Below are 25,629 nucleotides of genomic sequence, written 5' to 3'. Positions count from 1 at the left end.
GGACACCCGCCATGATGAAAGCCATCCAGGGGCCGTCATTCCCCCGAAAGCCGGAATGACGGCTATGAGGGAATGGTAACTTTCATAGCAGACCTACACGTCTGCAGATCGAAATTCCGCAAGCTTGCAGCAAGCTAAAGCACTTTAACGCTCGTGGCCTGTCTCTTTCGGCCGCAGGGTTGTGCGAACGACAGTGGCACATGTCAAACTCGTGATTTCACGCGGGGTCGACGCATGTCATGAGGTTGTTTGCCTGGCTGCCAACTTACGGCTGCCTGACGTTGGGGATAGTCGCAGGGGTGGGGTGCATCGCACCTGTCCGCGCGGCGGAGCAAACGGCCGGCATGCGTTTTGTGATACCTGCTCAGCCGCTTGCCACGGCGTTGATCGCCTTCGGCAAGCAGGCAAACGTGCAGGTGCTTACCGCCGGGCAAACGGTCGCTGCGTTGCGCTCGCATGCGGTGAGCGGCACGTTCACACCCGAAGCGGCGCTGACGCATTTGCTTGAAGGGGCGAACATGAGCTTTACGTTCGTCGATGCGCGCACGGTGGTGGTGAAGCCGCGGGCGGGAGCGGTCACTCAGCCGTCCAGCCGTCCATCGGCTCCGATCTCGGTGACGCCGCTGCCTCCCATTCAAGCGATCGGGCTGGTAGGGCGCGACGAGGGCTTTATGGCCGATGTCAGCAGCGGGCCTGAGCGCACGATGGCAGATCCTCTCGACGTGCCGCAATCGGTAAGCATCGTTACCCAGGATCTACTGCTGTCCGAACAGGTGCAAAGCATTGCCGATGCCATCCGGAACGTGGCGGGTGCGCAATACATCGACGGCTCGGGCGGCTTGCCGATTTTCAACGTGCGAGGATTCATCGCCGGCAACGGCATGACCGACGGCATGCCGAACAACGTGCTTGGCGTGGGCGATTATCCGTCAATGATCGGCGTGGAACGCGTTGAAGTCCTCAAAGGGCCGCAGGCCATTCTTGGCGACACGTCCAACAACAACAATTTCGGTGGTCTGATCGACGTGGTCCTGAAAAAGCCGCAAGCCGATCCCATCCATCGGTTGGTGTTTTCCTTCGGGGACCATGGCGAAAAGCAGCTTGGCGTGGATCTGGCCGGCGCCTTGAATGCCAGCAAGACGCTGACCTATCGCCTGATCGCGAATGGCGACATGGCGGACCGCACGCCGCAAGGCATGCGCGGCCAGCGCAATCGCTACGTCGCGCCATCGATCGGCTGGTCGACGCCGGACACTACGTTTATCGCCGGCTTGTCGTGGATGATGAATCACGCACCGATTCCCGATCACACCGTTTTGTTGGGCAATACGGTCGGGTCTTCGTCGCCGCCGGGTCTGCTGCTGGACAATCCGAACGATCACACCGCAGTGGAAACGCGGCGGTTGTTCTACATGCTGGAGCATCGCTTCAACGACACCTGGTCGTTCCGCAGCAGGGCGCAATACGTGCGCGAGTCGATCGACCTGCAGGAGTGGACAGTAGGGAGTGTCCAGCCATCCGGCGATATCTTTGCCGTCGGCCGGGACTATCGTTCGTCTGATGCGTATTACACGCTGCAGAACGACGTAGCGGCCACGTTCGGACATGGCTGGATGCAGCACTCGTTGGTACTGGGTTTCGATTTCTCGCGCATCCAGATCGGCAGCAATGTCGATGCGACCGATACAGGCAACATAGGTGCGTCGTACAACCTCTTCACCGGAGGGCCGCTTCCACCGCCGACTTCGGTACTTACGCAGGACGATTACGCCCTCAGCTATTTACCGGGGCAGCCTTGGACGACGGAGAGCGGGTTGTTCTTGCAGGACCGGATCAGCCTTAGCACGCATCTGGAAGCGCTGCTGGCTTGGCGGCGCACCAGTTACGAACTGGAAACGATCCATCTCGACGGTACGCCTTGGAACATGCGCAAAGTGCGCTGGGTGCCCAACTTCGGGCTGGTTTACAAGCTAGCGCCTGACGTGTCGCTCTACGCCAATACGTCGAACGGCTTTCAGCCGGACACGTATCTTGGCAAGGATGGAAGGCCGCTGCCGCCGTCGCTGTCGCGGCAGATTGAAGCCGGCGCGAAGTTCAGCCTGTTCCAGGATCGTGCTCGCCTTACGGTGGCGGCCTATCGCATCATGCTCGATCACAGCAGCGATCTGGTGTCGCTGCAGCCTCCGTATAACTTCGTCAGCGGTCCAGGTCAGTCGAACCAGGGTTTCGAGATCGAGTTCAACGGCCGAGTTGCGCCGGGCTTGGATCTCAGTTCCGCCTACACGCGTGCGTCGGTGCACAACAATGACGGCACGTCGGCCACGGGACAATCGCAGCAGCGTTTCAACCTATGGCTGAGCTACAGCTTCCAGCACGGTACGTTGCGTGGTTTTGGTGTCGCCGGCGGTGTGCTGGCGCGCAGCACCAGTCTGGGACAGATGTCTGATGGCAGCGCGTATATCAAGATTCCCGGGCAGGCCAATGTGGCAATGAACGTGTTCTATCGCACGTCGCGCTGGAGTGTGACGTTGGGCGTGAAGAACCTGCTTGGCCGGAATCTGTACAGCCCGACATTCGATGAGACGTTCGTGCCGCTGCAGAATCATCGGACGTACTTGTTGAGTAGCGTGGTGGATTTTTAGCGTTATGCGCACAAGCGACATGGCGCAGTAAATTACGAGCGTCATGGCAGCGCGATGCGTCGTACATGCGAGCGTGCGACGAACGTTACGATGATTTTGCCTGTAGGAAAGCGATGCCACGCGTATTGGCTCGATACAAAACGAGCAAAAGCGAAGATAGCCATGTATTGAATCGATGCAGATGCCGCAAATAACGCGCGCCGCACACGCGTGCTTGCATAAGACTGAGTGACATGCCGTAGCGAAGCATTTTGCGCCTACAAAATTATGTGACGTGCTTCATGTAAGTGTCATCTATCGATCACGCAAATGACATGCTAGAAATGCTCCCGGGGGAAAGAGCCACGGATGGCGCCGATTGAGGTTGCAACAACTTCACCGTCACTGAGGGGGCATCGAAAAAGAACCATTCGTCGCACACAGCGTTATTGCGTAATTTTGGTTTTGCATTGGATACAACGTGGCTTTGCCATGTCGCCGCCGTAATGGGGATGCAACGCGGACGCCACGAAACATCCTTTCTTGAGTCATTCTTGGGGAGATTCCACGTGAGATCTGGTTCCGTACGTTCTGGCGGCCGTCGCGCCGCCAAGCTTGTGCTGTCCGTTTTAGCCATGGGCCTTGCTTCGGCCTATTCGGCCAATAGCCACGCCACCATTGGTCTGCTGTCCGCGCCGCAGATCACCCAGGCACCGAACAACAACAGTCGCGTTGCCCTTGAAGGCAATGTTCATCCGTTCGCGACCGCCGCCAATGATCGCGGTCGTGTGAATGATTCCACGCAGCTGGATCACATGCTTCTGCAATTGAAGCGTCCCGCCGATCGGGAGACGGCGCTGGAATCTTTCATGCAGGAACAGACCACCAAGGGCTCGCCGAACTACCATCACTGGCTGACTGCCGCCGAGTTCGGCCAGCAGTACGGACCGTCGCAACTGGATATCGATACGCTCACCAGTTGGCTGAAGTCGCAGGGCTTCGCCGTGAATCGCGTGTACGAAAGCGGCATGACGATCGATTTCTCCGGCACGGCTGCGCAGGTGCGCAATGCGTTCGCCACCGAGATCCACCATCTGAACGTGAACGGCGAAGATCACATCGCCAACATGAGCAATCCGCAGATTCCGGCCGCGTTCGCCGGCGTGGTCCAGGGCGTGGTGTCGCTGCATGACTTCCGTCCGCACAGCAACTACAAGCAACACGTGGACTACACCTTCACCAGCGGCACCAGCACGTATCAGGCGGTGACGCCGGCGGATCTTGCCACCATCTATAACCTCAACTCGCTGTTCAGCGCGGGCGTGAACGGCACTGGCCAGACCGTCGTGCTGATCGAAGACACCAACGTGTATTCGACCAGCGACATCACCACCTTCCGTTCCACCTTCGGTCTGCCCACGGCCAACTTCACGCAGGTGCATCCGGGCAGCTGTACCAACCCGGGCGACATCGCCGGCAACGATGGCGAAGCTGAGCTGGACGTGGAATACGCCGGTGCAGCAGCACCGTATGCAGCGCTGGAGCTGGCGTCATGCGCCGACACGTCGACCACCTTCGGCGGCCTGATCGCGGTGCAAAACCTGATCAACGGCAGCTCGGTGCCGAAGATCATGAGCGTCAGCTACGGTGAGTGCGAGGCGTACAACGGCGCCACCGCGAACGCTGCGTACATCTCCACCTATCAGCAGGCGGCGTCGGAAGGCGTGTCAGTGTTCGTATCTTCCGGTGATGAAGGCGCGGCGAGCTGCGATGCCAACCAGAGCAACGCCACGCATGGCATCGGCGTGAGCGGTTTCGCATCCACGCCGTACAACGTGGCGGTGGGCGGTACAGACTTCGGCGATACCTATGCGGGTACCAACGGCACGTACTGGAATTCCACCAATACGTCGACTTATGGTTCGGCCAAGTCGTACATCCCGGAAATTCCGTGGAACGACTCGTGCGCCAGCGTGTTGATCAGCACCAAGTCCGGCTACAGCACACCCTATGGTCGGACCGGCTTCTGCAATAGCACCACTGGCAAGCAGTACTACTTGACCACGGCTTCTGGCAGCGGCGGTCCCAGCGGCTGCGCAAGCGGCAGCGCCAGTACTTCGGGGGTGGTGAGTGGTACCTGCAAGGGCACGGCCAAGCCATCGTGGCAGTCGATCGTAGGCAACCCGGCGGACGGCGTGCGTGATATTCCGGACGTATCGCTGTTCGCCGCCAATGGCGTGTGGGGCCACTACTACGTGTACTGCTACAGCAACACCGCGGGTCAGGGCGTAGCTTGCACGGGTGCACCGAGCGGCTGGGCGGGCGCAGGTGGTACGTCGTTCGCGGCACCGATCATGGCGGGTATCCAGGCGCTGGTGAACGAGCACAACAACCTCACCAGCGGCGCAGGCAACCCGAATCCGGTGTACTACTCGCTGGCCAACACGGAGTACGGTTCGTCGGGTAGCGCTACGTGCAATTCCAGCAACGGCAACACCGTGGGCAGCTCGTGCATCTTCTACGACGTCACACAAGGCGATATGGACGTGAACTGCACGGGCACGCACAGCTGCTACAAGCCGTCGGGCACGTATGGTGTGCTGTCCACCTCTACCTCGTCCTACGCGAAGGCGTACGGCACGACCACCGGCTGGGATTTCGCCACCGGTATCGGTTCGGTGAACGCGTATAACCTGGTGTACGCATCGGGCTGGTAACGGTTGCTGTGATGCGCTGAAACGACGACGCCCCTGGTTTTCCAGGGGCGTCTTTGTTTGGGGCAGGGTGTGGTGGCTTTACTTCGATGCTGCCGGATGCGCTGTGAATACGTCGCTACCCAATGTGCGGAGTTGGGCGTCTGTCGCATAGCCCAAGTACGACAGCCCGAAGATATCTTCGAGGCTGCGCAGCAGACTGTAGTGGTTGTATTCCACATCCGACTGCGTGCCCGGCGCGATGAAGGGCGAAAGCATCACGGCACCAATCCGGCCGCCGCCGGGACCGATCTTGCCGCCCGGTTGCGGGCCGCCTGGGAGCGGTTTCTCGTTACAGCATGCTGCGCCGTCATTGCCTTCGTCGAACGTCACGATCAGCAGGCCGTCCTGCTTGAAGGCGGGGGAATCGACGATGCGTGGTACCCAAGTGCGCAGGAATGCATCGGCGGAAATCAGGCCGCCGGGTTCGCCATTCTTGCAAGGTGCGTCGTGACCATCGTGGCAGAGATTCGGCGTGATGTAGACGAAGTTCGCCGTGGTTTCGAGCTTGGCCAGATCGTCGGTGAGATGATCGAGATTCACCACGCGGCTGTCGCAGTATTTCTTGTTATCGATGACCGAATGGAAATACACGAACGGGTTGTGCTTGGCAGCGTACTGGTCGTTCGGTGTGGCGTGCTCGGTGTTGTCGATCGTGCCGATGGCCGGATGCGCGCAGGTGGCCGATTCGCGTGTGGGATCCTTGCCCATGTCTTCCATGTACGCCTTCCAGGTGAAGCCGGCCGAGGTGAGCTGGTTGGCAAGTGTGTGTACGCTCTTCGGGTAAACGCAGCCCGTGCCAGGCAACTGCCCGTTGCTGTCGGGCTTCTTCGCCGTCGGTGCGAATTCGCTGAAGGTTGCGCAGTCGGCCTGCGTGGCCACGTTGGGCGCCTGTCCGCTGATCATCGCGATGTAGTTGTCCAGGCTGTAATGGCCGATGCCGTAGTAGTTGGACAGCAGCGCGCCTTGCTTAGGCAGCTCGCGGGCGAGATAAGGTGCGATCGACTGCGGACCGAACGTGACCGGATAGGACTCGTTCTCCAGCATGATGATGAAGACGTGCCGAATCGGCGGCGCCGACGATGAAGCGGCTAGGCACGTCGTAGACATGCACAGCGCTGCGATCAGCGCGACAAGGACGAAGCGGGTGCGCGTGAACATGCGACGCACACCGAAACAGCTGGGTAGGTAAGACATCCGCGGGTTCCTTGAGCCGTTGCGCCCGGCGCGATGCGGGGCGCAACGGCTATTGCAGCGATGTTGCGCGTCAGGATCAAGTCGCGCGGATGTCAGTGTGCTTCAGAGACCGTAGACAGGCTCTCAGGCACGCCCGTAGACGTCGTCGAAGCGCACGATATCGTCTTCGCCGAGGTAGCTGCCGGACTGCACTTCGATCAGCTCCAGCGGCACCTTGCCCGGGTTGCGCAAGCGATGCACGCTGCCGAGCGGGATGTAGGTGCTCTGGTTTTCTGCGAGCAGGAACACCTTTTCGTCGCAGGTGACTTCGGCCGTGCCCGAGACCACGATCCAGTGTTCAGCGCGGTGATGATGCTTTTGCAGGCTGAGACTGGCGCCAGGCTTCACCACGATGCGTTTCACCTGGAAGCGCCCGCCCGCTTCGAGCGAGTCGTAGCTGCCCCACGGGCGATGCACCACGCGATGGAAGGAATGCTCAGTGCGGCCGGAGGCTTTCAGCTGATCGACCACTTTCTTCACGTCCTGCGCGGCATCGCGATGCGCGACCAGCGTGGCATCAGGCGTGCTGACGACGATGATGTCTTCCACGCCGACGGTGGCGATCATGTGGCGATCATGTGAGCGCAGCAGCGAATTGCGCGTGTTCACCGTGAGCGTATCGCCCTCGCGCTGATTGCCCTGCTCGTCGTGCTGACCCGACAGCCACAGCGCGGACCACGAGCCGATATCGCTCCATGCGCAGCTCACCGGGATCACTGCGGCGCGCGAAGTCTTTTCCATCACCGCGTAGTCGATGGAATTGTCCGGCACCTTTGCGAACGCCTCGGCATCAACGCGCACGAAATCAAGGTCGCCGTGCCCGGTGGCATAGGCCTTGCGCACCGCCTCAAGCATCTCCGGCGCATGCTGGCTCAGTTCTTCCAGGTAGCGGGCAGCCTTGAACAGAAACATGCCCGAATTCCAATCGTAGCTGCCGTCGGTCACGTAGCCTTGGGCGGTGGCCAGATCCGGCTTCTCCACGAACCGCTCCACCCGGAACGCGTTCTCGCCGATCGACTCGGCACGGCGGATATAGCCGAAGCCAGTTTCCGGGCGATCCGGGCGGATGCCGAAGGTGACCAGCCAGCCATCCCGCGCTGCAGGCAGGGCTTGCTGCACTGCAGCGACGAAGCTTTCTGTATCGCCGATCAGATGGTCGGCGGGCAACACCAGCAGCAGAGCCTGCGGGTCGCGCTCTACGGCTTTGAGGGCGCCGAGGGCGATGGCCGGGGCGGTGTTGCGGGCAATGGGCTCCAAAACGATGGTGGCCCCATGCACATTGGCGTCCAGTAGTTGGTCGGCTGCCAGGAAACGGTGGTCTTCGCTGGCGACCACGATCGGTGCGGCGGTTTCCGGCAGCTTCTGCGTGCGGGTTACGGCTTGCTGGAAAAGCGTGCCGTCGCCACTCAGGGAGAGAAACTGTTTGGGAAGGTTTCTACGCGAAACCGGCCAAAGACGGGTGCCGCTGCCACCGCTAAGAATGAGAGGAATCAACATGTTCTAAGGGACCAGTGCTTTGATGATGTGGTTCAAACGCTGCCGCCAATCCGGCAAAGGATAACTGAACTGCCGCTGGAACCTTGTATTGTCCAGCACCGACCAGGCGGGACGGCGAGCGGGCGTGGGAAATTCTGCTGTGGTGATGGGGATCAACCTCGGCGCGCGGGCAAGTAATCCTTGCTCGCTGGCCTCTTGCATGATCGCTTCGGCGAAGCCATGCCAAGTCGTGCTGCCGCTGGCGACCAAGTGGTGCGTTCCATTTATGTGGTCACGCTGCATCGGTTTGGCTTCCAGCCACGTATCGAGGGCGGCAAGGGTAGCCTGCACGATCAACATCGTGTCGGTGGGGCTGCCATGTTGGTCAGCCACGATTCGGATTTCTTCGCGCTCCGCCGCCAGGCGCAACATTGTGCGAAGAAAATTGTGCCCGTGCGACGCGTAGACCCATGCGGTGCGCAGCAGCAGATGCTGCGCACCGCTCATCTGCAAGGCGAGTTCGCCGGCGAGCTTGCTACGACCATAGGCACCAATGGGAGCGGTAGTTGCGTCGGTCGGATATGGCGCCGTGGCGTTGCCGCTGAAAACGTAATCTGTGGAGTAGTGAATGACCAGTGCGTCGTTTGCTGTGGCCCATGTCCCAAGCATGCTCACCGCTTCGCCGTTTATGCGCGTCGCGAGCGCTTCTTCGCTCTCGGCTCGATCTACCGCGGTATAGGCGGCCGCATTGACGATCACGCGCGGCTGCAGCCGGTCCAGCAGACCGGGCAGCGTCTCGGGCTGCGATAAATCGGCTACTTCGGCCGGGCCGCCGTCAAAACGTTGCCCGTCGCGAGTTGCGGCCGTGAGCAGCCCTCTCACCGCCAGCTCGCCATGTTCAAGAAAGCTGCGGCCAAGCTGCCCATTCGCGCCAAGCAGCAGGATGTTCATGTTTCGAACGATGGCAGGCGGTCAGCCGGTACATCGGCCAGCAGCGGTGCTTTGGCGTCCTTGGAGGAAATCAGTGGCTCGCCGACGGGCCAATCGACGCCGATGGCTGCATCGTTCCAGCAAATTGACGCATCCGCTGTAGGGTCATACAGGGTCGTGCACTGGTAGGTAAAGGTCGCCTGCTCGGAAAGTACGCAGAAGCCATGGGCGAAGCCGGCAGGAATCCACATATGCCGACGATTGTCGGCGGTTAGCATCGCGCTGGTCCATTGCCCGAAAGTGGGTGAGCCTAGGCGGATATCCACGGCCACATCGTAAACCTCGCCTTCCAGCACGCTGACCAGCTTGCCCTGCGGGTTCGGCCATTGATAGTGAAGGCCGCGCAGTACGCCTTTGGACGAGCGTGAGACATTGGTTTGCACGAAGCTGGCATAGATGCCGAGCTTGGCGTACTTCGCCTCGTGGTAGCTTTCGTAGAAGAAGCCGCGTGGATCCTCGAAAACCTGGGGTTCCACGACCAACACGCCTGGCAGGGAAGTTGTTATGGCTTTCATCGCGCAGGACCCTGCTTTACCAATTGCACAAGGTACTGGCCGTAGCCGGTCTTGATCAGAGGTGCGGCCAAGCGCATGACCTGTTCCTCATCGATCCAGCCATTGAGGTAGGCGATTTCCTCCGGGCAGCAGACCTTCAGCCCCTGCCGATTTTCGATGGTCTGGATGTAGTTGCCGGCTTCCATCATCGATTCGTGGGTACCCGTGTCCAGCCATGCGTAACCGCGGCCGAGTTGTTCCAGGTGGAGCGAGTCGTCTTCTAAGTAGCAGCGGTTGAGGTCGGTGATCTCAAGCTCGCCGCGGGAAGAGGGCTGAAGTTTGGCGGCGTAGTCGCATACGCGTTGATCGTAGAAATACAAGCCAGTGACAGCGTATTGCGATTTCGGCTGCGCTGGCTTTTCTTCGATGCCTACTACGCGCCCTTCAGCATCGAATTCGGCAACGCCGTAGCGCTGCGGATCCTTGACCCAATAGCCGAAGATGGTGGCGCCGTGTTCCCGTACGGTTGCACGCTTCAGCCGCTCCGTAAGCCCCACACCGTAGAAGATGTTGTCACCTAGTACTAGGCAGCTCGGGTCATTGCCCACGAAATCGCGACCGATGATGAATGCCTGGGCGAGGCCGTCTGGCGATGGCTGCACCGCGTAATGGATATCAATGCCCCATTGCGAACCGTCGCCAAGCAAACGCTGGAACAGCGTCTGCTCGTGCGGCGTATTAATCATCAGGATATCCCGCATACCCGCCAACATCAGCACGGAAAGCGGGTAATAGATCATGGGCTTGTCGTAGACCGGCAGCAACTGCTTGCTGATGGCCTGCGTGATCGGATAGAGCCGGGTGCCGGAGCCGCCAGCCAGGATGATCCCCTTGCGTGTCGTCATACGCCAAGCCGCTCCATGCGGTAGCTGCCATCGAGCACGCGTTGTACCCAGGTCTGGTTGGAAAGGTACCAATCCACGGTATGCGCGATGCCCGTTTCGAAGGTCTGGGAGGGCTGCCAGCCGAGTTCGTTTTGAAGCTTGCTGGCGTCGATGGCGTAGCGGCGGTCGTGGCCCGGACGGTCCTTGACGAAGGTGATCAGGCTCTCATGAGGCTGACCGCTGGACAACGGATGCACTGCATCGAGCAGTGAGCAAATGGCGCGCACGACATCGATGTTCGTGCGTTCGGCATTGCCGCCGACGTTATAAGTTTCCCCCATTCGCCCGGCCTCCAGCACTCGACGGATCGCCACGCAGTGATCGCCGACATAGAGCCAGTCGCGGATGTTCATGCCATCGCCGTAGACGGGCAACGATTCGCCAGCGAGTGCCTTTTGAATGACCAGCGGGATCAGCTTTTCGGGAAACTGATAGGGCCCGTAGTTGTTCGAGCAATTGGTAGTGAGCGTGGGTAGGCCGTAGGTGTGATGAAAGGCGCGCACCAGGTGATCGGAAGCCGCCTTCGATGCTGAGTAGGGAGAGTTGGGCGCGTATGCCGTGGCCTCGGTGAACTTGCCCTCGGCGCCAAGTGTGCCGTAGACCTCGTCGGTGGAGACGTGCAGAAAGCGGAAGTGGTCGCGTGCCGTGCCTTCCAGCGAGCGCCAGTAATCTCGGGCGGATTCGAGCAGGCCCAAGGTACCCACGACATTGGTTTCGATGAAGGCGGCCGGTCCGTCAATTGAGCGATCGACGTGCGATTCGGCCGCGAAATTGATGATGGCCTCGGGTCTATGCTCGGCGAGCAACTGCGCGAACAGTTTGCGGTCCTTGATATCGCCCTGGACGAATCGGTGACGGTCGTTATCGGCTATGGGTGCCAGCGTATCCAGGTTGCCTGCGTAGGTCAGCTTGTCGACGTTGACGACGCATATCCCGCCGACGACCGTCTGCAGTACGAAGTTGGCGCCTATGAAACCTGCGCCGCCGGTGACTAGCCATGTTCTGACATCAAGGGATATCGGATTCATCAAGCCCTGCTTTGAGATGCAGCCAAGGGATAGTTTGCCATTGATCAGCTGAGGAAAGAGGGCTGCCACAGGGTCCGGAAACGCCCTGCGTGCGAACAATATGTCCAACATCACTGGTCTAAGGTTGCCGGGGACGGCACTGGATGGCCGACTAGGAGATTGCTTCTTGAGCGTTAGCTTGGGGGTTAGACCTGCTCGTAAGGGGTACTCCGAAAAAGCTTGCGACTCAACGGGAGGCTGAAGGGCTGGTTAGTGCTGGACTAACCCCGGGCCTTACGAAGACACCCAGGAGTAGGATTACTGAACGAAATCTTCAGGTGCCCGTTCGGCCATATTCCGCCTGTCGGGTTAAGATTACCGTTTTATCTCGGACCAAGCCCCATCATGGCCACGAAGAGTCGCAACAAGACGAAGGTACTGGGATTAGGCACGCGCGCCATCCACGCAGGCCAGGCTCCCGATCCGAGCACTGGGGCCATCATGACGCCCATTTACGCCACATCGACATATGTGCAAAAAAGCCCTGGCAAGCACAAGGGGTTTGAATACTCACGGACGCAAAACCCCACCCGCATGGCCTACGAACGCTGCGTGGCGGACCTGGAGGGTGGTGTGGCCGGTTTCGCGTTCGCCTCAGGGCTGGCTGCGGCCGCAACAGTCCTGGATCTGCTGGATTCCGGCAGCCATGTCATCGCCATGGACGATCTTTACGGCGGCAGCTACCGGTTGTTCGAGCGGGTCCGCCGCCGTTCCGCCGGGCTGGATTTCAGCTTCATCGACCTGAACGATAGCGACGCCCTGAAAGCCGCTCTGAAGCCCAACACTCGGATGATCTGGGCGGAAACCCCCACCAATCCCATGCTGAAGCTTGTCGACCTACGCAAGGTTGCGGCCTTCGCTAAGAAGCATGGCCTCATCCTGGTCGTCGACAACACCTTCTGCTCACCCATTGTGCAGCGTCCGCTGGAACTGGGGGCGGATCTGGTACTCCATTCGGCCACCAAGTATCTCAACGGCCATTCGGATATCGTGGGTGGTGTTGTCGTGGCAGGCAGTAAAGATCTGGCGGAGCAGATGGGGTTCTTGCAGAACTCCGTTGGCGCCATCGCGGGACCGTTCGATGCGTTCCTGGCTATGCGTGGTCTTAAGACGTTACATTTACGTATGCGTACCCATTGCGATTCGGCGCTTGAACTGGCGCATTGGCTGGAAACTCATCCAGCTGTCAATCGAGTCATTTATCCAGGTTTGAAATCACATCCACAGCACGCCTTGGCGAAGCGCCAAATGAATGGCTTCGGTGGCATCATTTCAGCGGAATTGAAGGGTGGTCTTAAGCGCGCTAGACACATGCTTGAAAAGTGTGAACTGTTTGCGCTCGCCGAGTCGCTGGGCGGTGTCGAAAGCTTAATCGAACATCCCGCTATTATGACACATGCTTCGGTTCCCAAAGCGAATCGGCAGCGCTTGGGTATTAGCGACAGCCTAATTCGTCTGTCGGTTGGCGTTGAGGACGTGCGAGATCTCAAGGACGAGCTTGCGATGGCTATAGCGCGTTGAGCAAGCAAGATTCAGCGGACGTGAAGGACGCTAGAACTCTTAATGTCTTTGGTTTTAGGTCATGTCATATGAGTGGTGCCATCACAGAGATTCTCGCCTTTGCCGGGTGATTCTATTGGCGCGCTCAGTAGTAGTGGTGGCATTCGATCAAAAAGCGGGTGCTTAAAGATGATCTGTGGCAGTCGCGGTTCGCACTTTACGGAATGAAATAACCATGAGTGAAATGATGCGTTCGGTATGGCGATACCGACACTTCATCTTGTCTTCGGTGAAGAATGAACTGAAATCTCGTTTTGCTCGAAGCAAGCTGGGTGCCGCCTGGATGGTGCTACAGCCCCTGGCGCAGGTGGCGATTTACTCGGTGGTGTTGTCTCGTGTCATGGAGGCAAAACTCCCTGGCGCCACTAGTAAGTATGCGTATTCGATCTATCTGCTGGCAGGCATGCTCGCGTGGTCACTGTTTGTGGAGGTCGTACAACGATCATTGACGTTGTTCGTTGATAGCGGGAACTTGATGAAGAAAATTTTCTTTCCGCGGGTATGCTTGCCGTTCATCACGGTTGGCACGGCGTTGGTGGGAAATCTATTCCTCTTCGTCGCCACAGTTTTCATCTTCGCCATTGTAGGACACCCGCCCACCATTTCCCTTCTTTGGCTGCCTTTGCTGTTCGCGATCAATGTCACCTTTTCTCTCGGTCTGGGGTTATTGCTTGGGGTGCTCAATGTTTTTGTCAGGGACATTGGGCAAGTCATGGCCGTTGTCCTACAGTTGTGGTTTTGGATGACGCCTGTGGTCTATATGGCAAACATCTTGGGCGATACCTTTCGCCATATCATAGTGTTCAACCCAATGTATTACATCGTCAGCAGTTACCAGGACGTTCTACTGTACGGTCAAGCCCCTCATCTGGTTCCACTCGGATGGATGCTCGCGGGCTCCTTCGTACTGCTTGCGTTGTCACTACTCGTATTTCGCCGTGCGGCTCCCGAAATGGTGGATGTACTATGAGCGCCGATGTTCTTCGGGTGACGGAGCTTGGCAAGGCGTTTCGCGACTACGGCAGCGAATTCAAGCGATTCGCCAGTTGGTTCGGTGCGAAAGTTAAGGTTCGAGAAGAGCACTGGGTCGTTCGAGATATATCGTTCTCAGTAGGGTGTGGCGAGGCTATCGGCATTGTGGGCCAAAACGGTGCCGGCAAGAGCACATTGCTGAAGCTGGTGACAAGGACCTTGATGCCAACCAAGGGCTCGGTTGAGGTGAATGGTCGTGTCGCAGCGATCCTGGAACTCGGGATGGGATTCAGTCCTGACCTTACTGGTCGTCAGAATGTGTATCACGCCGCCGGATTAATGGGATTTTCTCGCGAACAAATTGACGCGGCAATGTCTGAGATAGAGCGCTTTGCTGAGATTGGGAACTATTTCGATGAGCATGTCAGAACGTATTCCAGCGGTATGCAAATGCGTGTTGCCTTTAGCGTTGCCACGGCATTCCGCCCGGATATTTTGATCGTAGACGAGGCGTTATCCGTAGGTGACGCGTATTTTCAGCACAAGTGCTTCAAGCGGATTCGAGAGTTCAGGGAGCAAGGAACGAGCTTGATGATCGTTTCGCATGACAGTTCCGCAATCCAGAGTCTGTGTGATCGGGCGATCCTGCTGCAGGCGGGGCGAGTCCTCAAGGACGGCGAACCGGTGGAGGTCATGGATGCTTATAACGCGCTTATCGCGGAGAGAGAGAACAGCACGGTAAAGACGGAGCGCCTCAGAGATGGTCAGCTACAAACGATCTCTGGCACGCTCGAGGCTGTTGTTGAAAGCATTCATCTTTATACGGAGAGCGGCCAGTCCGTCGAATTCGTAGATGTGGGTCAAGCGGTCGAGCTACGCATCGGCGTCATCCTTAAGGCTGATATTCCTAGACTTGTCTTTGGTTATTTGATCAAGGATCGCCTTGGCCAAGCGATCTTCGGAACTAATACACACCACACGAAGCAGGTGCTTGCGGAGGTGAAGGCAGGGCAGCGCGTGACTTATCGTGTTCGCTTTCCGATGAATCTCGGTCCAGGTACTTACTCCATATCGACCGCCTTAGTGAGTACGGATACGCACTTGGTCGACAATTACGAATGGCGTGATCTGGCATTCGTGTTTACGGTAGCCAACCATTCGCATCCGCATTTTGTGGGTAATGCGTGGATTCCGCCGGAGTTTGAGGTGACGGCGATATGACGTTCGTTAGCTACGCGCAGAATTACGAAGACGTGATGCTGCACAGGGCACTGAAGCATGTCGTCAAGGGCTTCTACGTGGACGTGGGGGCCCAACATCCTGTCAATGAGTCGGTGACAAAGGCTTTTTATGAGTGCGGCTGGCATGGCATCAATATCGAGCCGATGACCACATGGTTCACCTTGCTGGAGAGTGACCGTCCCCACGATATCAATCTCAATGTGGCGGCGACCGATCAGTCCGGAGATCTCGTCATGTTCGAAGTGGAGGAGACTGGGCTGTCGACAACGAATAGAGAGTTCGCTGAGAGTTATCGTGAAGAGGGCAGGGTGATCAATGAACGATGCGTACCTGCACTCTCCTTGGATCAGATCTTTGTTGATCATGGTGTCACCGAAGTCCACTTCATGAAGGTTGACTGCGAGGGTTGTGAGAAGGCCGCATTGTCGTCTGCGTCGCTAACTGCGGTAAGACCGTGGATCATTGTTGTGGAGGCAATGGAGCCAAATAGTCAAGTTCCAACGCACGAACGATGGGAATATCTGTTGACTGGTCGGGGTTACCAGCTCGCCTATAAGGACGGCCTGAATCGGTTTTATGTAGCGGATGAGCGTTCTGAGCTCATTGCTGCCTTTGATTTCCCACCGAATATATTCGACCAGTTCGTGCGCGCGCGCGATCGCGATGCGCATCTGGGTGTTAACGATGCCCATGAGCGCTTGCGTGCTGCGCTTGTTGAATTGGCCCAGTCGAAGACTGTGACGCAGCAACTTTCCGACACATTGCGGCTGCTTTCCGAGGAGCAGGCGCTGTTGCGTGCAACCTTTGAACAGGCGCGTGCGGAGAATGTAAATGAGAGAGAGATACTCAAGACGCAGCTTGAATCGCATAAAGCTGAGATCGTCGCACTGCTGCTAGGTCGTGATGAATTGACATCGCAGTTGCAACAGGCACGTGCGGGTTCATTCAAGCAGGTAAGCGCGGCCAGGGCGGCCGCCGATGGAGAGATCCAGGAATTGCTGCTGCGGCAGCAGGAGTTAATACGGCACATCGAGGCGTTAAGAGTGGAGCGGGACCATCGGGCCCAGGACGTTCATGCTCTTATGCTCAGTACTTCATGGCGAATTACGGCGCCCTTGAGGGCATCGAAGACGTTCATACGGGCGAATTTGGGTAAAGTTTGGCGCTTTATCCGTCCAGCCGTTGCCCGTGCGGGAAGGGCGTCGAGGCCGTCGATTCGCTGGCTATTGCAATTCAAATTACTTCGCGTACTCGCCTCGAAATTGCTTGGCCCCCACACTCGTCTCGGCAGGAGGTTGCGTACCTTCCTGTATCCGCCACAAATAGGTGTGCAAACGACGTTGGCTATGTCGACGGACGCTGCTGCGATCGAAACCATGCTTAGAACCGCCATTGCGCGTGAAGCCGAACGCTACTGATAGGAGGGGGGGATGCGGGTAGTCGTAGATCTGCAAGGGTGCCAGTCTCCGGATGGTCGAATTCGGGGAGTAGGGCGTTATTGTCTTTCACTTTGTCGTGCCATGGCACAGGAAAGCCGCGGGCACGAACTATGGATTGCATTAAATGGAGCAATGCCCGATTCGGTCAACTTGGTTCGTGATCTACTAGCAGATGTTGTACCCGCTGAACGCGTCATGTCGTGGGAAAGTGTAGGCCCCACTGCCTCCATGGTAGAGGACAATCGGTCGCGCAATCTAGCGGCAGAGGCACTGCGAGAGGCCTTCCTGGAAAGCCTCAATGCGGATGTCATATTCACAGCCAGCATGGTCGATGGCTGGGTTGATTCGGTGGTCACTTCCGTGCCTGAGCGCTCCCGGGCGCTGCAGGTAGCCGTTCTGTTCGATTTGATTCCATTGGTCATGCCAGACAGGTATCTGGTCAAGGATGATTTGAAGGCGTGGTACATGCGCAAGCTGGAGCATCTCCAGCGTTGCGATCTGCTGCTTGGGATATCGGAGTCGACGTGTCGTGAGGCGATCCAGCTGTTGAAGCTGGACGAGCGGCGCATTGTAAACATTTCGGCGGCGGTGGGAGACGAGTTTGTCAGGCTGCCTACGCAGGTCACTGCAACCTCGGTCGGCAGAAAGTATGGCGTTCATCGCAATTTCGTCATGTATGCCGGTGGATTTGATCACCGCAAGAATCTAAGTGCGCTCATTGCTGCATATTCAGGACTTTCGGAGAGTGTACGAAAGAGTCATCAGCTAGTTTTTGTTGGCAATATCGACACCAAGGAGCACAACGAGCTCTCCGTCGTTCGCGATAGCGTGGGACTTGCGCGGGACGAGCTGGTGTTTACCGGTTTTGTGTCAAACGCAGAACTGATCAAGCTCTACAACGCTTGCGCTGTTTACATCTTTCCGTCGCTCCACGAAGGGTTTGGGTTGCCTGCGTTGGAGGCCATGTCCTGTGGTGCGATTGTGTTGGGGGCTAATACGACCAGCTTGCCCGAAGTGATCGGTCTGACGGAGGCACTTTTCGATCCGAGCGATATGGCTTCGATTTCGTCAAAACTTCTCCAGGGGCTTACCGACGAAGCGTTTCGCAATAGATTCAGGGAACATGCCGCCGTTCATACCAAGAAATTTTCCTGGGCCTTATCGGCTTCCGCCGCATGGTCAGCCATTGAACAGGCATTACGTGTACAGCAGCTCCAGAAGCCTGCTACGCCGCTGGGGCAAGATGCGGGAGGGCGGCGTGTCGCCGTCTTAACAGCTGGGGAGTTTTCTTCACAGGCGCTCGACGCGCTAGGGTTCGGTCCGCTGGCTACTTTGCAGGTGGATGTCATTCACGATGACGATGGTAGTGCCGAGGCGAAGTTTGTCTGGCAGCCGCGGCCGGCGAATTGGTGCAGGCGCAAGCTGAGCGATTTTAACCAGGTGGCGTATGATGAAGTCGTCGTGCAGATCTGCGATGTCCCGGCGACTGCGTACCTGCTCTCGGCGGTGAAAGATAGAAACGCAACGCTTCTTCTCAAAGACGCATCAGTTGCACAGGCCTTAAATGAACTCCAGTTCGTAGACCGACCCCTGCTCGCTTCGATCATCTACGGTGCCCGCGGTTACCAGGCGCTTGAGCGGCTTGCAGGTCCGGTTTCTGCAGCGAGCTTTGAGGATCTCGATTCGACTGATGTCGCGTACGGTCACGCGGGATGGGTGTCGTTGCCCATAGCTCATCGCGATGAAGTACAAGTCGCACGTTATCGGGAGATGCGCAGCCTTATTCGCCGTCTGGCACAAGTGCCGGGTATACCTCAATGGAATCCCGCCGATATCTCACGTCTTGCCATGGCGGTGGCTCGCAATCGGCCGGTAAATACACGGCAGCGTTCCATGTTCGTTGATATCTCTCATCTAGTGATTGAGGACGCGAAGACCGGTATTCAGCGCGTCGTTAGGCATATCGTCGCCGAACTGTTGAGCGCGCCGCCCTCGGGCTTCAAGGTGGAGCCCGTCTATATCAAAGCGGATGGCGTCTTTCGTTATGCGCGCAATTACTGCAACGGACGGTTTTTCCCAGAACTTTCTTTGCCTGGGGACGCACCTGTAGCTTTCCAGCCTGGCGACGTGTTTGTTGGCTTGGATCTGGCCGCACACCTGGTGCCCTACTTGCGCGAAACCTACGAATGGATGCGCAGCCGGGGAGTGGCAGTCAATTTTGTCGTCTATGACTTGCTACCGCTGCTCCGACCAGATTGCTTCGATGAGGCAGGCCTGCCTACATTCCGGCGCTGGTACGAGGTGATAGCCGAGCTATCCGACGGGATTGTATGCATTTCCCGCACGGTGGCTGACGAGCTTAAGCAATGGCTGCATCAAGCCATGCCGGTACGGGGGCGCCCTTTAAAGGTCGGATATTTTCATCTTGGTGCTGACCTGGCTCCAGGCACTGCAGCGGATGGCTTGGATGAGACGTTGCCGTTTGATCTGGGCAGGCGCCCCACATTTTTGATGGTTGGCACGATTGAGCCTCGAAAAGGACATGCACAGGCGCTTGAGGCTTTTGATGTCCTGTGGGATACCGGCCACGATGTGAATCTCGTGCTAATCGGAAAAGCCGGTTGGCGTGTGGAGGAGTTGGTGTCACGTCTCAGAAACCATCCTAAGAATGGTAGTCGACTTTTCTGGATGGAGACCGCTGATGATACACAGCTGATTGCAATGTATCACCGATCTTCCGCACTCCTGGCTGCCTCCGAAGGTGAGGGGTTTGGTTTGCCCCTGATTGAGGCGGCACAATATCGCTTATCCATTATCGCTCGAGATCTACCTGTCTTCCTCGAGGTGGCGGGTGAACATGCATTCTACTTTTCCGGCATGGAACCTGGTGCTTTGGCAGGCTCGATAAAGCAGTGGCTCGTACTTCAGGCAGGGGACAAAGTTCCTCGCTCAGCGGATATGCCGTGGATAACTTGGAGGCAAAGCGCGCAGCAGCTTGAAGAGGTTGCGGTAATGGAGCATTGGTATTATTCCTGGGTTCCATCCATGCTTCGTCGTTTTGCGGCCTCGGATTACCGCGCGCAGTCTTCAGCGGGGGACTTAATAAAGGGGCGGCGTCGATCCAATGGACTGCCTGGTGTGCTTTATGCGACACCTCCATTTGAGGTTGTCAGTGGGACTTATGAATTGGCTATCACAGGCGAGAGGTCTTCAGAGGTGGGGACTGCCTGGGTAGACGTGGAGGCCCGTGATGGTTCATGGCGACTCGCTTCCGGGCCACTTACGGCCGGTGAGGGAAAAATTGGCTCTCTCCAGATATCGCTCAAGGAGGACGTAGCCGATTTCCGTATCAGGATCATGACTGACGGGGAGGCCAACATGGAATTCTGGAGTCTGGAATTGACTCCGGTGGCGGGTGGGGGGTGTTCATCAGCATCATGCTGGACAATGCCTTCCACATGACCGGGAGCCGGAGACACTAGGGTGGGCTTGAGTGCGGAGGATGGGTTAGGGACAATGCCCGTCCCTGTAGGATCAGAAATTTATAGCAACGGACACTAATGAAAACAGCACTAATTACTGGCATCTCCGGGCAAGACGGTGCATACCTGGCCGAACTCCTTTTGTCAAAGGGCTATCGCGTCTTTGGTACGTATCGGCGGACCAGCTCGGTAAATTTTTGGCGTATCGAAGAGCTCGGGATTCATCAGCACCCGAATCTTACATTGGTTGAATTCGATCTAACCGACATGGGGTCCGCTATCCGCTTGCTTCAGACCACGGGCGCGACCGAGGTCTATAATCTTGCTGCGCAGAGCTTCGTCGGGGTCTCGTTCGATCAGCCAGCGACGACAGCTCATATCACGGGCGTAGGTGCACTTCATTTGCTCGAAGCGATTCGGGTCATTAACCCCAAGATTCGTTTCTATCAGGCCTCGACGTCGGAGATGTTCGGCAAGGTTCAGGCCGTGCCCCAAAAGGAAGACACGCCTTTTTATCCGCGCAGTCCCTATGGCGTTGCGAAATTGTATGCGCATTGGATCACGGTCAACTATCGTGAATCCTACGGTATCTTTGGCTGCAGTGGCATTCTGTTCAATCACGAATCGCCCTTGCGTGGACGCGAATTTGTCACGCGCAAAATTACTGACTCAGTGGCGAAGATCAAGTTAGGGAAGCTCGATGTGCTTGAGCTGGGCAATCTCGATGCAAAGCGCGATTGGGGTTTTGCCAAAGAATACGTCGAAGGCATGTGGCGCATGCTCCAGGTCGACGAGCCTGATACTTATGTGCTGGCGACCAACCGTACCGTTACGGTTCGGGATTTTGTGTCTCTCGCGTTTGCTGCCGCAGATGTGACCATCGAATGGAAAGGCAAGGACGAAGGCGAAACAGGGATCTGTGCTCAGACTGGCCGTACGCTTGTTCGCATTAATCCGAAGTTCTATCGTCCAGCCGAGGTCGATCTGTTGATCGGCGATGCCACAAGAGCGTTCGATAAGCTTGGATGGAAGCCGGAAACCTCGCTTGAGGCGCTCTGCCGAATGATGGTGGAGGCGGACCTACGCCGGAACGAACGTGACGCGTCCTTCTGACTCTACCTCTAAGCGGATATTGGTTACCGGACATCACGGTTTTACCGGTAACTATGTCGTCAAAGCCCTGCAGGTCAAGGGCCACCAAGTCCTTGGTCTCTCCGCAAATCCTGCTGATCTCGATTCAGCGCGAATCGAGTTATTCGATCGGAGTGCGGTAGCTAGGGCCGTGGCTTTGGCGCAGCCCGATGCCGTCGTGCACCTCGCTGCTATCGCATTCGTCGCTCATGGCGATGCAGACGAAATGTACCGTACCAATATCGTAGGCACCCGGCACTTGCTCGAAGCGCTCGCCTCGCTTGATCGTCGCCCTGATGCGGTGCTTCTGGCCAGCAGTGCCAACGTCTATGGGAACAGCGATATTGAATTGCTCGACGAAAGCGTTCCGCCGAGTCCGGTGAACGACTATGCCGTGAGCAAGCTGGCCATGGAGCACATGGCACGACTTTGGATGGATCGTTTGCCCATCACGATCGCACGCCCGTTCAACTATACGGGTGTGGGACAATCGGAAAATTTCCTCCTGCCGAAGATCGTTTCGCATTTCCGTTGCAGTGCTACCGTGATTGAGCTGGGCAACATCGATGTTGCGCGTGATTTTCAGGATGTGCGCTTCGTTGCAGATGCTTATACGCGATTACTATCGGTAGGGGCGGCGGGAGAGACAGTTAACTTGAGTTCTGGTGTTTCCGTTTCGCTCACTGAAGTCATAAGAATGATGGAGCGTATTGCAGGGTACAGCATCGAAGTCAGGGTCAACCCTGCTTTCGTTCGCGGCAACGAGGTTGCCCGTTTGACCGGCAATAACGCCAAGCTCACCCGACTGATAGGGCCGCTCGACATCATCTCACTAGAGAACACCTTACGCTGGATGTACGAGCACGATTCACGCCATTCATGATCTTTGAGGAAGTATGGAATGAAGTGCTTTAAGGCCTACGATATCCGTGGCCGTATTCCTGACGAGTTGAATGCCGATGTCGCATATCGTATCGGTCGCGCGTTAGCACGAACGATTGATATCGGAACCGTTATTGTCGGGTACGACATCAGGCTGGATAGTCCCGCGCTAGCTTCGGCCGTCATCCGTGGCCTGAATGATGAGGGGTGCGATGTTATCAATATCGGTCTATGTGGTACGGAAGAAGTCTATTTCCAGACCGCTCACCGCAAGGTTGAGGGTGGCATCATGGTCACCGCAAGCCACAACCCGATGAACTACAACGGGATGAAGTTGGTGCGCAAAGGGGCCACGCCGATCAGCGGTGACAGCGGTTTGCGGGATATCGAGCGGCTGGTTGAAGCGAATCAATTCGGCGAAGTAAGGGGAGGCGGCAAGCTTGTCATCGACGAGGATAAGTCGGCTTATATCGAGCATCTTCTAAGCTATGTGGATGTGACTGCGTTAAGCGCGCTGAAAGTGGTCGTCAACGCAGGTAACGGTTCCGCTGGTTCTGTCATCGATCTTTTAGCCAAGCATCTGCCACTCGAGTTTATTCGGGTTCACCACCAGCCCGATGGCCGCTTTCCCAATGGCATCCCCAACCCCTTGTTGCCGGAGAATCGCTCGGCGACGGCCGATGCGGTGCGCGAGCACAAGGCTGACCTTGGCTTGGCCTGGGATGGGGATTTTGATCGCTGTTTCTTCTTCGACTCCGAAGGAGAGTTCATTGAGGGGTATTACATTGTTGGCTTGCTGGCTGCACAGTTACTGCAAAAGCATCCTGGAGCGAAGATCATTCACGATCCGCGGCTGACCTGGAATACCGTGGAGCTGGTCGAGCAGGCTGGGGGCGTGCCCGTTCAGAGCAAGACGGGGCATGCCTTCATCAAGGAGCGCATGCGTAGTGAAGACGCGGTGTATGGTGGTGAAATGAGTGCCCATCACTATTTCCGCGAATTTGCCTATTGCGACTCCGGAATGATCCCGTGGCTGCTGCTTGTGGAGCGTATCGCCAAAACCAGGGTGTCGCTTGGGGATATGCTAAAGCAGCAGATGAAAGCGTTTCCCTGCAGTGGCGAGATCAACTTCCGAGTTCGTGACGCAGCTGCGTCGATAGACAGGGTCATGAATCACTTCCAAGGGTCAGCCCCAGCCATTGATTCAACCGACGGCCTCAGCGCGGATTTCGGATCATGGCGATTCAACTTGCGTTCGTCTAACACGGAGCCGTTGCTTCGGCTGAATGTTGAGGCACGAGGGGATGAAGCACTGATGCAAAGGAAGACTGCGGAGATCAGTCAACTCGTAACTGAATCCTGACTCGTCCTGCCATTGGATAGACCTTGTTTCCAAGAAGCCTCTCCCTAAGGCTCTCAGGTGAAGATTTAGGCTAGATTGATCTGGGTGATATGTGCAGTCTGAGGAGCCTTGTCCACAAACCAAGCCACCGACTCTTGAACCAATGAGAGGACTAGCTGAAATTCGCCAGATTTGCTTGGTGGCCGGATTTTCATCGGAACAATGATCGAGCCACCCGCAGGCACGTCTGTTGGAAGACGGGTGCGCAGTCCATCGCTGATGATGACTTCATTGTCCTTTGTCAGCCATCGATAGGACAGTGTGACAGGTTGCTGTCCAAAGGCGTTCCAAGTTTCGCCGCTAATATTACTTATATGCATCGGAACAAATACGTCGAGCCCAAGGTAGAACTGATCCATAGAGCACATCGGCGTGATCTTCGAGGCGAATTCACTAAGAGGCTTGTTGTTCCGCCCCAAGGAGCGCATCACGCTGTTCGAAGGTACGTGGGTGATGGATGACCAGGATGCGCTTGGCGACATGGCAACGAGTTCGACATTCGCATCCATAAGAATCTGCCCCTCGAAGTATGCAGCTGCCGTTTCGTGGACCTGAAAGGAAGCAGCTTTCTCGAGCCAGTGGTAGCAACCCTGATAATGGGTTTCACTACGAACCAAGGCGACGTCGACCACGTATCGGCCAATGGGGGCACGATTGAGCATCTGGAAACTCGCGCAATACTCTCCGGGAATGACCGCGTAGACGTTCCCGAGCAACATGGTATTGGTCCCGAAGATCAATGATCCCTGTTCATCTTTGATGGCAATGCCGATGTTGAGCTCGTCAATCGACTGATCGACCTTGAAACTAATCGAGATATTGCAATGCTCGCCGACCATCACGTGATTGGCGCCCGAGATCTCACCCTCCACGCTGACTTGCAGTACCGAGCAGCGCCTGTCTCCAAAGTCCCGTGCTTGCTCGATTGCCGTGGGGGCGGCAGCGGTTTGACGCCGATGGTCGAGGGGCATGCCTTTGTCCAGCATGCTTACCGAGGTCCTGATGAAATTCCGTCGCAGCTGTTTGAATCGCGCTTTCGCTTGCTGGTATAGCTCCAATTCGCACTCCAGCAGATAATTGAGTTTGCTTTGCTGGCTGGCAGACAGTGCACTCGAGGGAAGGCGCTGCGACGCGACGTTCTTGAATCTAAGGGGTACTGGCTTCCACGAAAATCTCGCATCCAGCATGCTAGAGAAATCGTCCAGCTCATCTTGGATACCTACCAGTTCAAAGAGCTCCAGGGAGCGAACGGCTGCCTCATACTTTTCGTTCGTAGAAAGCTCCGTTCTGGATGACGTGCCCAGAGGGTAGAGCATTCCCATCTGGCATGAGACGGCTTCCGGCTTATCAATCGATAGATTTTCTAAATAGTCGTCTAGATCAAGCGCGTGGACCTTTGCATCGAGAAGGCGATCTGCGTTATCGCTTTTTTCGAAGAAGTACTGCGAGAGAAAGCGGTCTATAGGGTTGCGCAGTACCGTGATGTTGCACCGATCGACAGGCAACTGATCACCTTGATAGAGGGAAAAATGCCCGCTGATGGCACGCATATCGCGCCAACGAAGCAGGGCGTCGCTCAATCGGTTGCCCAAAACACTTGGAGATACGCATTGCTCCCCGAGTTGCTCGATGAGATATTGGCGTATCGCAATGCCACCAGTCTTGGGAATGTGGAAGTGCAAAATCTTCTGCACAGCGTCCTCAGAAATCTGGATTGAAGGTGGGGCGACTGCAAGTGAGGAGATTACGGGAAGCGCCGCGAGTATGTGCAAGAATAACGTAAGCCCTGCGTAAGGTGGCAATTGCATTAAAAATTATTCAGGTTTGTGACAGCAAGGCCTCCAGGTACCACGTGTAGAGGTAGAGGTAGAGGGTGAGGCGTCACCAGTCTGAACTGGGCGATGAGTTCGATTCATGACGCAATACAAAGCGTCGGCA

At 57.0% G+C, this 25,629-nt stretch carries 17 protein-coding genes; 10 read left to right on the top strand and 7 right to left on the bottom strand.

The features are described from left to right. Window positions 1-344: 344 nt before the first annotated feature. Both ISP18_RS14740 and ISP18_RS14735 read left to right on the top strand, forming a co-directional pair. A complete protein-coding gene (locus tag ISP18_RS14740; RefSeq protein ID WP_380013422.1) occupies window positions 345-2,642 on the top strand; it encodes a TonB-dependent siderophore receptor in 2,298 nt (765 codons plus the stop codon). A 548-nt stretch (window positions 2,643-3,190) separates the two neighbouring features. After that, on the top strand, window positions 3,191-5,338 hold the full coding sequence (locus ISP18_RS14735; RefSeq protein ID WP_380013419.1) for a S53 family peptidase: 2,148 nt from the start codon (window positions 3,191-3,193) through the stop codon (window positions 5,336-5,338). Window positions 5,339-5,416: 78 nt separating this feature from the next. On the opposite strand, the gene ISP18_RS14730 is transcribed toward ISP18_RS14735, so the two are convergent. The 6 genes from ISP18_RS14730 to rfbB form a co-directional block, all read right to left on the bottom strand. After that, on the bottom strand, window positions 5,417-6,571 hold the full coding sequence (locus tag ISP18_RS14730) for an alkaline phosphatase family protein (protein ID WP_380013416.1): 1,155 nt from the start codon (window positions 6,569-6,571) through the stop codon (window positions 5,417-5,419). Between the two features lie 123 nt (window positions 6,572-6,694). After that, window positions 6,695-8,107 carry a mannose-1-phosphate guanylyltransferase/mannose-6-phosphate isomerase gene (locus tag ISP18_RS14725; RefSeq protein WP_380013413.1) on the bottom strand — a complete coding sequence of 471 codons (1,413 nt, stop codon included), beginning with the start codon at window positions 8,105-8,107 and terminating at the stop codon, window positions 6,695-6,697. A gap of 3 nt (window positions 8,108-8,110) precedes the next feature. After that, window positions 8,111-9,037: a dTDP-4-dehydrorhamnose reductase gene (rfbD, locus tag ISP18_RS14720; RefSeq protein ID WP_380013410.1), complete on the bottom strand. Its 927-nt coding sequence runs from the start codon at window positions 9,035-9,037 to the stop codon at window positions 8,111-8,113. Further along, the gene (gene rfbC, locus ISP18_RS14715) at window positions 9,034-9,591 is read right to left on the bottom strand and encodes a dTDP-4-dehydrorhamnose 3,5-epimerase (protein WP_380013407.1); all 558 of its coding nucleotides are present in this window, start codon (window positions 9,589-9,591) and stop codon (window positions 9,034-9,036) included. Before rfbC ends, rfbD begins: the two co-directional genes overlap by 4 nt. Next, window positions 9,588-10,475: a glucose-1-phosphate thymidylyltransferase RfbA gene (gene rfbA, locus ISP18_RS14710; RefSeq protein WP_380013404.1), complete on the bottom strand. Its 888-nt coding sequence runs from the start codon at window positions 10,473-10,475 to the stop codon at window positions 9,588-9,590. The genes rfbC and rfbA overlap by 4 nt, the downstream gene beginning before the upstream one ends. Beyond that, window positions 10,472-11,542 carry a dTDP-glucose 4,6-dehydratase gene (rfbB, locus tag ISP18_RS14705; protein ID WP_380013401.1) on the bottom strand — a complete coding sequence of 357 codons (1,071 nt, stop codon included), beginning with the start codon at window positions 11,540-11,542 and terminating at the stop codon, window positions 10,472-10,474. Before rfbB ends, rfbA begins: the two co-directional genes overlap by 4 nt. 384 nt (window positions 11,543-11,926) lie before the next feature. Between rfbB and ISP18_RS14700 the strand changes: the two genes are divergently transcribed. From ISP18_RS14700 to ISP18_RS14665, 8 genes are all read left to right on the top strand, one after another. Beyond that, on the top strand, window positions 11,927-13,102 hold the full coding sequence (locus ISP18_RS14700; RefSeq protein ID WP_380013398.1) for a trans-sulfuration enzyme family protein: 1,176 nt from the start codon (window positions 11,927-11,929) through the stop codon (window positions 13,100-13,102). Window positions 13,103-13,316: 214 nt separating this feature from the next. Continuing rightward, window positions 13,317-14,111, top strand: a complete 795-nt coding sequence (locus ISP18_RS14695) for an ABC transporter permease (RefSeq protein ID WP_380013395.1) — start codon at window positions 13,317-13,319, stop codon at window positions 14,109-14,111. Continuing rightward, a complete protein-coding gene (locus tag ISP18_RS14690) occupies window positions 14,108-15,334 on the top strand; it encodes an ABC transporter ATP-binding protein (RefSeq protein WP_380013392.1) in 1,227 nt (408 codons plus the stop codon). Before ISP18_RS14695 ends, ISP18_RS14690 begins: the two co-directional genes overlap by 4 nt. Beyond that, the gene (locus tag ISP18_RS14685) at window positions 15,331-16,773 is read left to right on the top strand and encodes an FkbM family methyltransferase (RefSeq protein ID WP_380013389.1); all 1,443 of its coding nucleotides are present in this window, start codon (window positions 15,331-15,333) and stop codon (window positions 16,771-16,773) included. Before ISP18_RS14690 ends, ISP18_RS14685 begins: the two co-directional genes overlap by 4 nt. A 153-nt stretch (window positions 16,774-16,926) precedes the next feature. Next, window positions 16,927-20,256 carry a glycosyltransferase family 4 protein gene (locus ISP18_RS14680; protein ID WP_380013386.1) on the top strand — a complete coding sequence of 1,110 codons (3,330 nt, stop codon included), beginning with the start codon at window positions 16,927-16,929 and terminating at the stop codon, window positions 20,254-20,256. 98 nt (window positions 20,257-20,354) lie between these two features. Next, window positions 20,355-21,389: a GDP-mannose 4,6-dehydratase gene (gene gmd / locus ISP18_RS14675; protein WP_380013383.1), complete on the top strand. Its 1,035-nt coding sequence runs from the start codon at window positions 20,355-20,357 to the stop codon at window positions 21,387-21,389. Continuing rightward, window positions 21,373-22,290 carry an NAD-dependent epimerase/dehydratase family protein gene (locus ISP18_RS14670; RefSeq protein ID WP_380013380.1) on the top strand — a complete coding sequence of 306 codons (918 nt, stop codon included), beginning with the start codon at window positions 21,373-21,375 and terminating at the stop codon, window positions 22,288-22,290. The genes gmd and ISP18_RS14670 overlap by 17 nt, the downstream gene beginning before the upstream one ends. Before the next feature lie 18 nt (window positions 22,291-22,308). Further along, window positions 22,309-23,652: a phosphohexomutase domain-containing protein gene (locus ISP18_RS14665; protein ID WP_380013377.1), complete on the top strand. Its 1,344-nt coding sequence runs from the start codon at window positions 22,309-22,311 to the stop codon at window positions 23,650-23,652. A gap of 65 nt (window positions 23,653-23,717) precedes the next feature. On the opposite strand, the gene ISP18_RS14660 is transcribed toward ISP18_RS14665, so the two are convergent. Then, window positions 23,718-25,385: a Wzt carbohydrate-binding domain-containing protein gene (locus tag ISP18_RS14660; RefSeq protein ID WP_380013374.1), complete on the bottom strand. Its 1,668-nt coding sequence runs from the start codon at window positions 25,383-25,385 to the stop codon at window positions 23,718-23,720. Window positions 25,386-25,629: the final 244 nt, after the last annotated feature.

The organism is Dyella humi (assembly GCF_044904605.1).
GTDB classification, from domain to species: Bacteria; Pseudomonadota; Gammaproteobacteria; order Xanthomonadales; family Rhodanobacteraceae; genus Dyella_B; species Dyella_B humi.
The sequence above is the reverse complement of the archived record's forward strand: the minus strand, read 5'-3'. Positions and strand labels throughout refer to the sequence as shown.

Excerpts from the sequence above, each read along its gene's own strand:
- ISP18_RS14690 (WP_380013392.1), top strand. The coding sequence starts at position 14,108 with ATGAGCGCCGATGTTCTTCGGGTGACGGAGCTTGGCAAGGCGTTTCGC.
- ISP18_RS14740 (WP_380013422.1), top strand. The coding sequence starts at position 345 with ATGCGTTTTGTGATACCTGCTCAGCCGCTTGCCACGGCGTTGATCGCC.
- ISP18_RS14680 (WP_380013386.1), top strand. The coding sequence starts at position 16,927 with ATGCCCGATTCGGTCAACTTGGTTCGTGATCTACTAGCAGATGTTGTA.
- rfbB (WP_380013401.1), bottom strand. The coding sequence starts at position 11,542 with ATGAATCCGATATCCCTTGATGTCAGAACATGGCTAGTCACCGGCGGC.
- ISP18_RS14700 (WP_380013398.1), top strand. The coding sequence starts at position 11,927 with ATGGCCACGAAGAGTCGCAACAAGACGAAGGTACTGGGATTAGGCACG.
- ISP18_RS14695 (WP_380013395.1), top strand. The coding sequence starts at position 13,317 with ATGAGTGAAATGATGCGTTCGGTATGGCGATACCGACACTTCATCTTG.
- rfbD (WP_380013410.1), bottom strand. The coding sequence starts at position 9,037 with ATGAACATCCTGCTGCTTGGCGCGAATGGGCAGCTTGGCCGCAGCTTT.
- ISP18_RS14725 (WP_380013413.1), bottom strand. The coding sequence starts at position 8,107 with ATGTTGATTCCTCTCATTCTTAGCGGTGGCAGCGGCACCCGTCTTTGG.
- rfbC (WP_380013407.1), bottom strand. The coding sequence starts at position 9,591 with ATGAAAGCCATAACAACTTCCCTGCCAGGCGTGTTGGTCGTGGAACCC.
- ISP18_RS14665 (WP_380013377.1), top strand. The coding sequence starts at position 22,309 with ATGAAGTGCTTTAAGGCCTACGATATCCGTGGCCGTATTCCTGACGAG.
- gmd (WP_380013383.1), top strand. The coding sequence starts at position 20,355 with ATGAAAACAGCACTAATTACTGGCATCTCCGGGCAAGACGGTGCATAC.
- ISP18_RS14730 (WP_380013416.1), bottom strand. The coding sequence starts at position 6,571 with ATGTCTTACCTACCCAGCTGTTTCGGTGTGCGTCGCATGTTCACGCGC.
- rfbA (WP_380013404.1), bottom strand. The coding sequence starts at position 10,475 with ATGACGACACGCAAGGGGATCATCCTGGCTGGCGGCTCCGGCACCCGG.
- ISP18_RS14685 (WP_380013389.1), top strand. The coding sequence starts at position 15,331 with ATGACGTTCGTTAGCTACGCGCAGAATTACGAAGACGTGATGCTGCAC.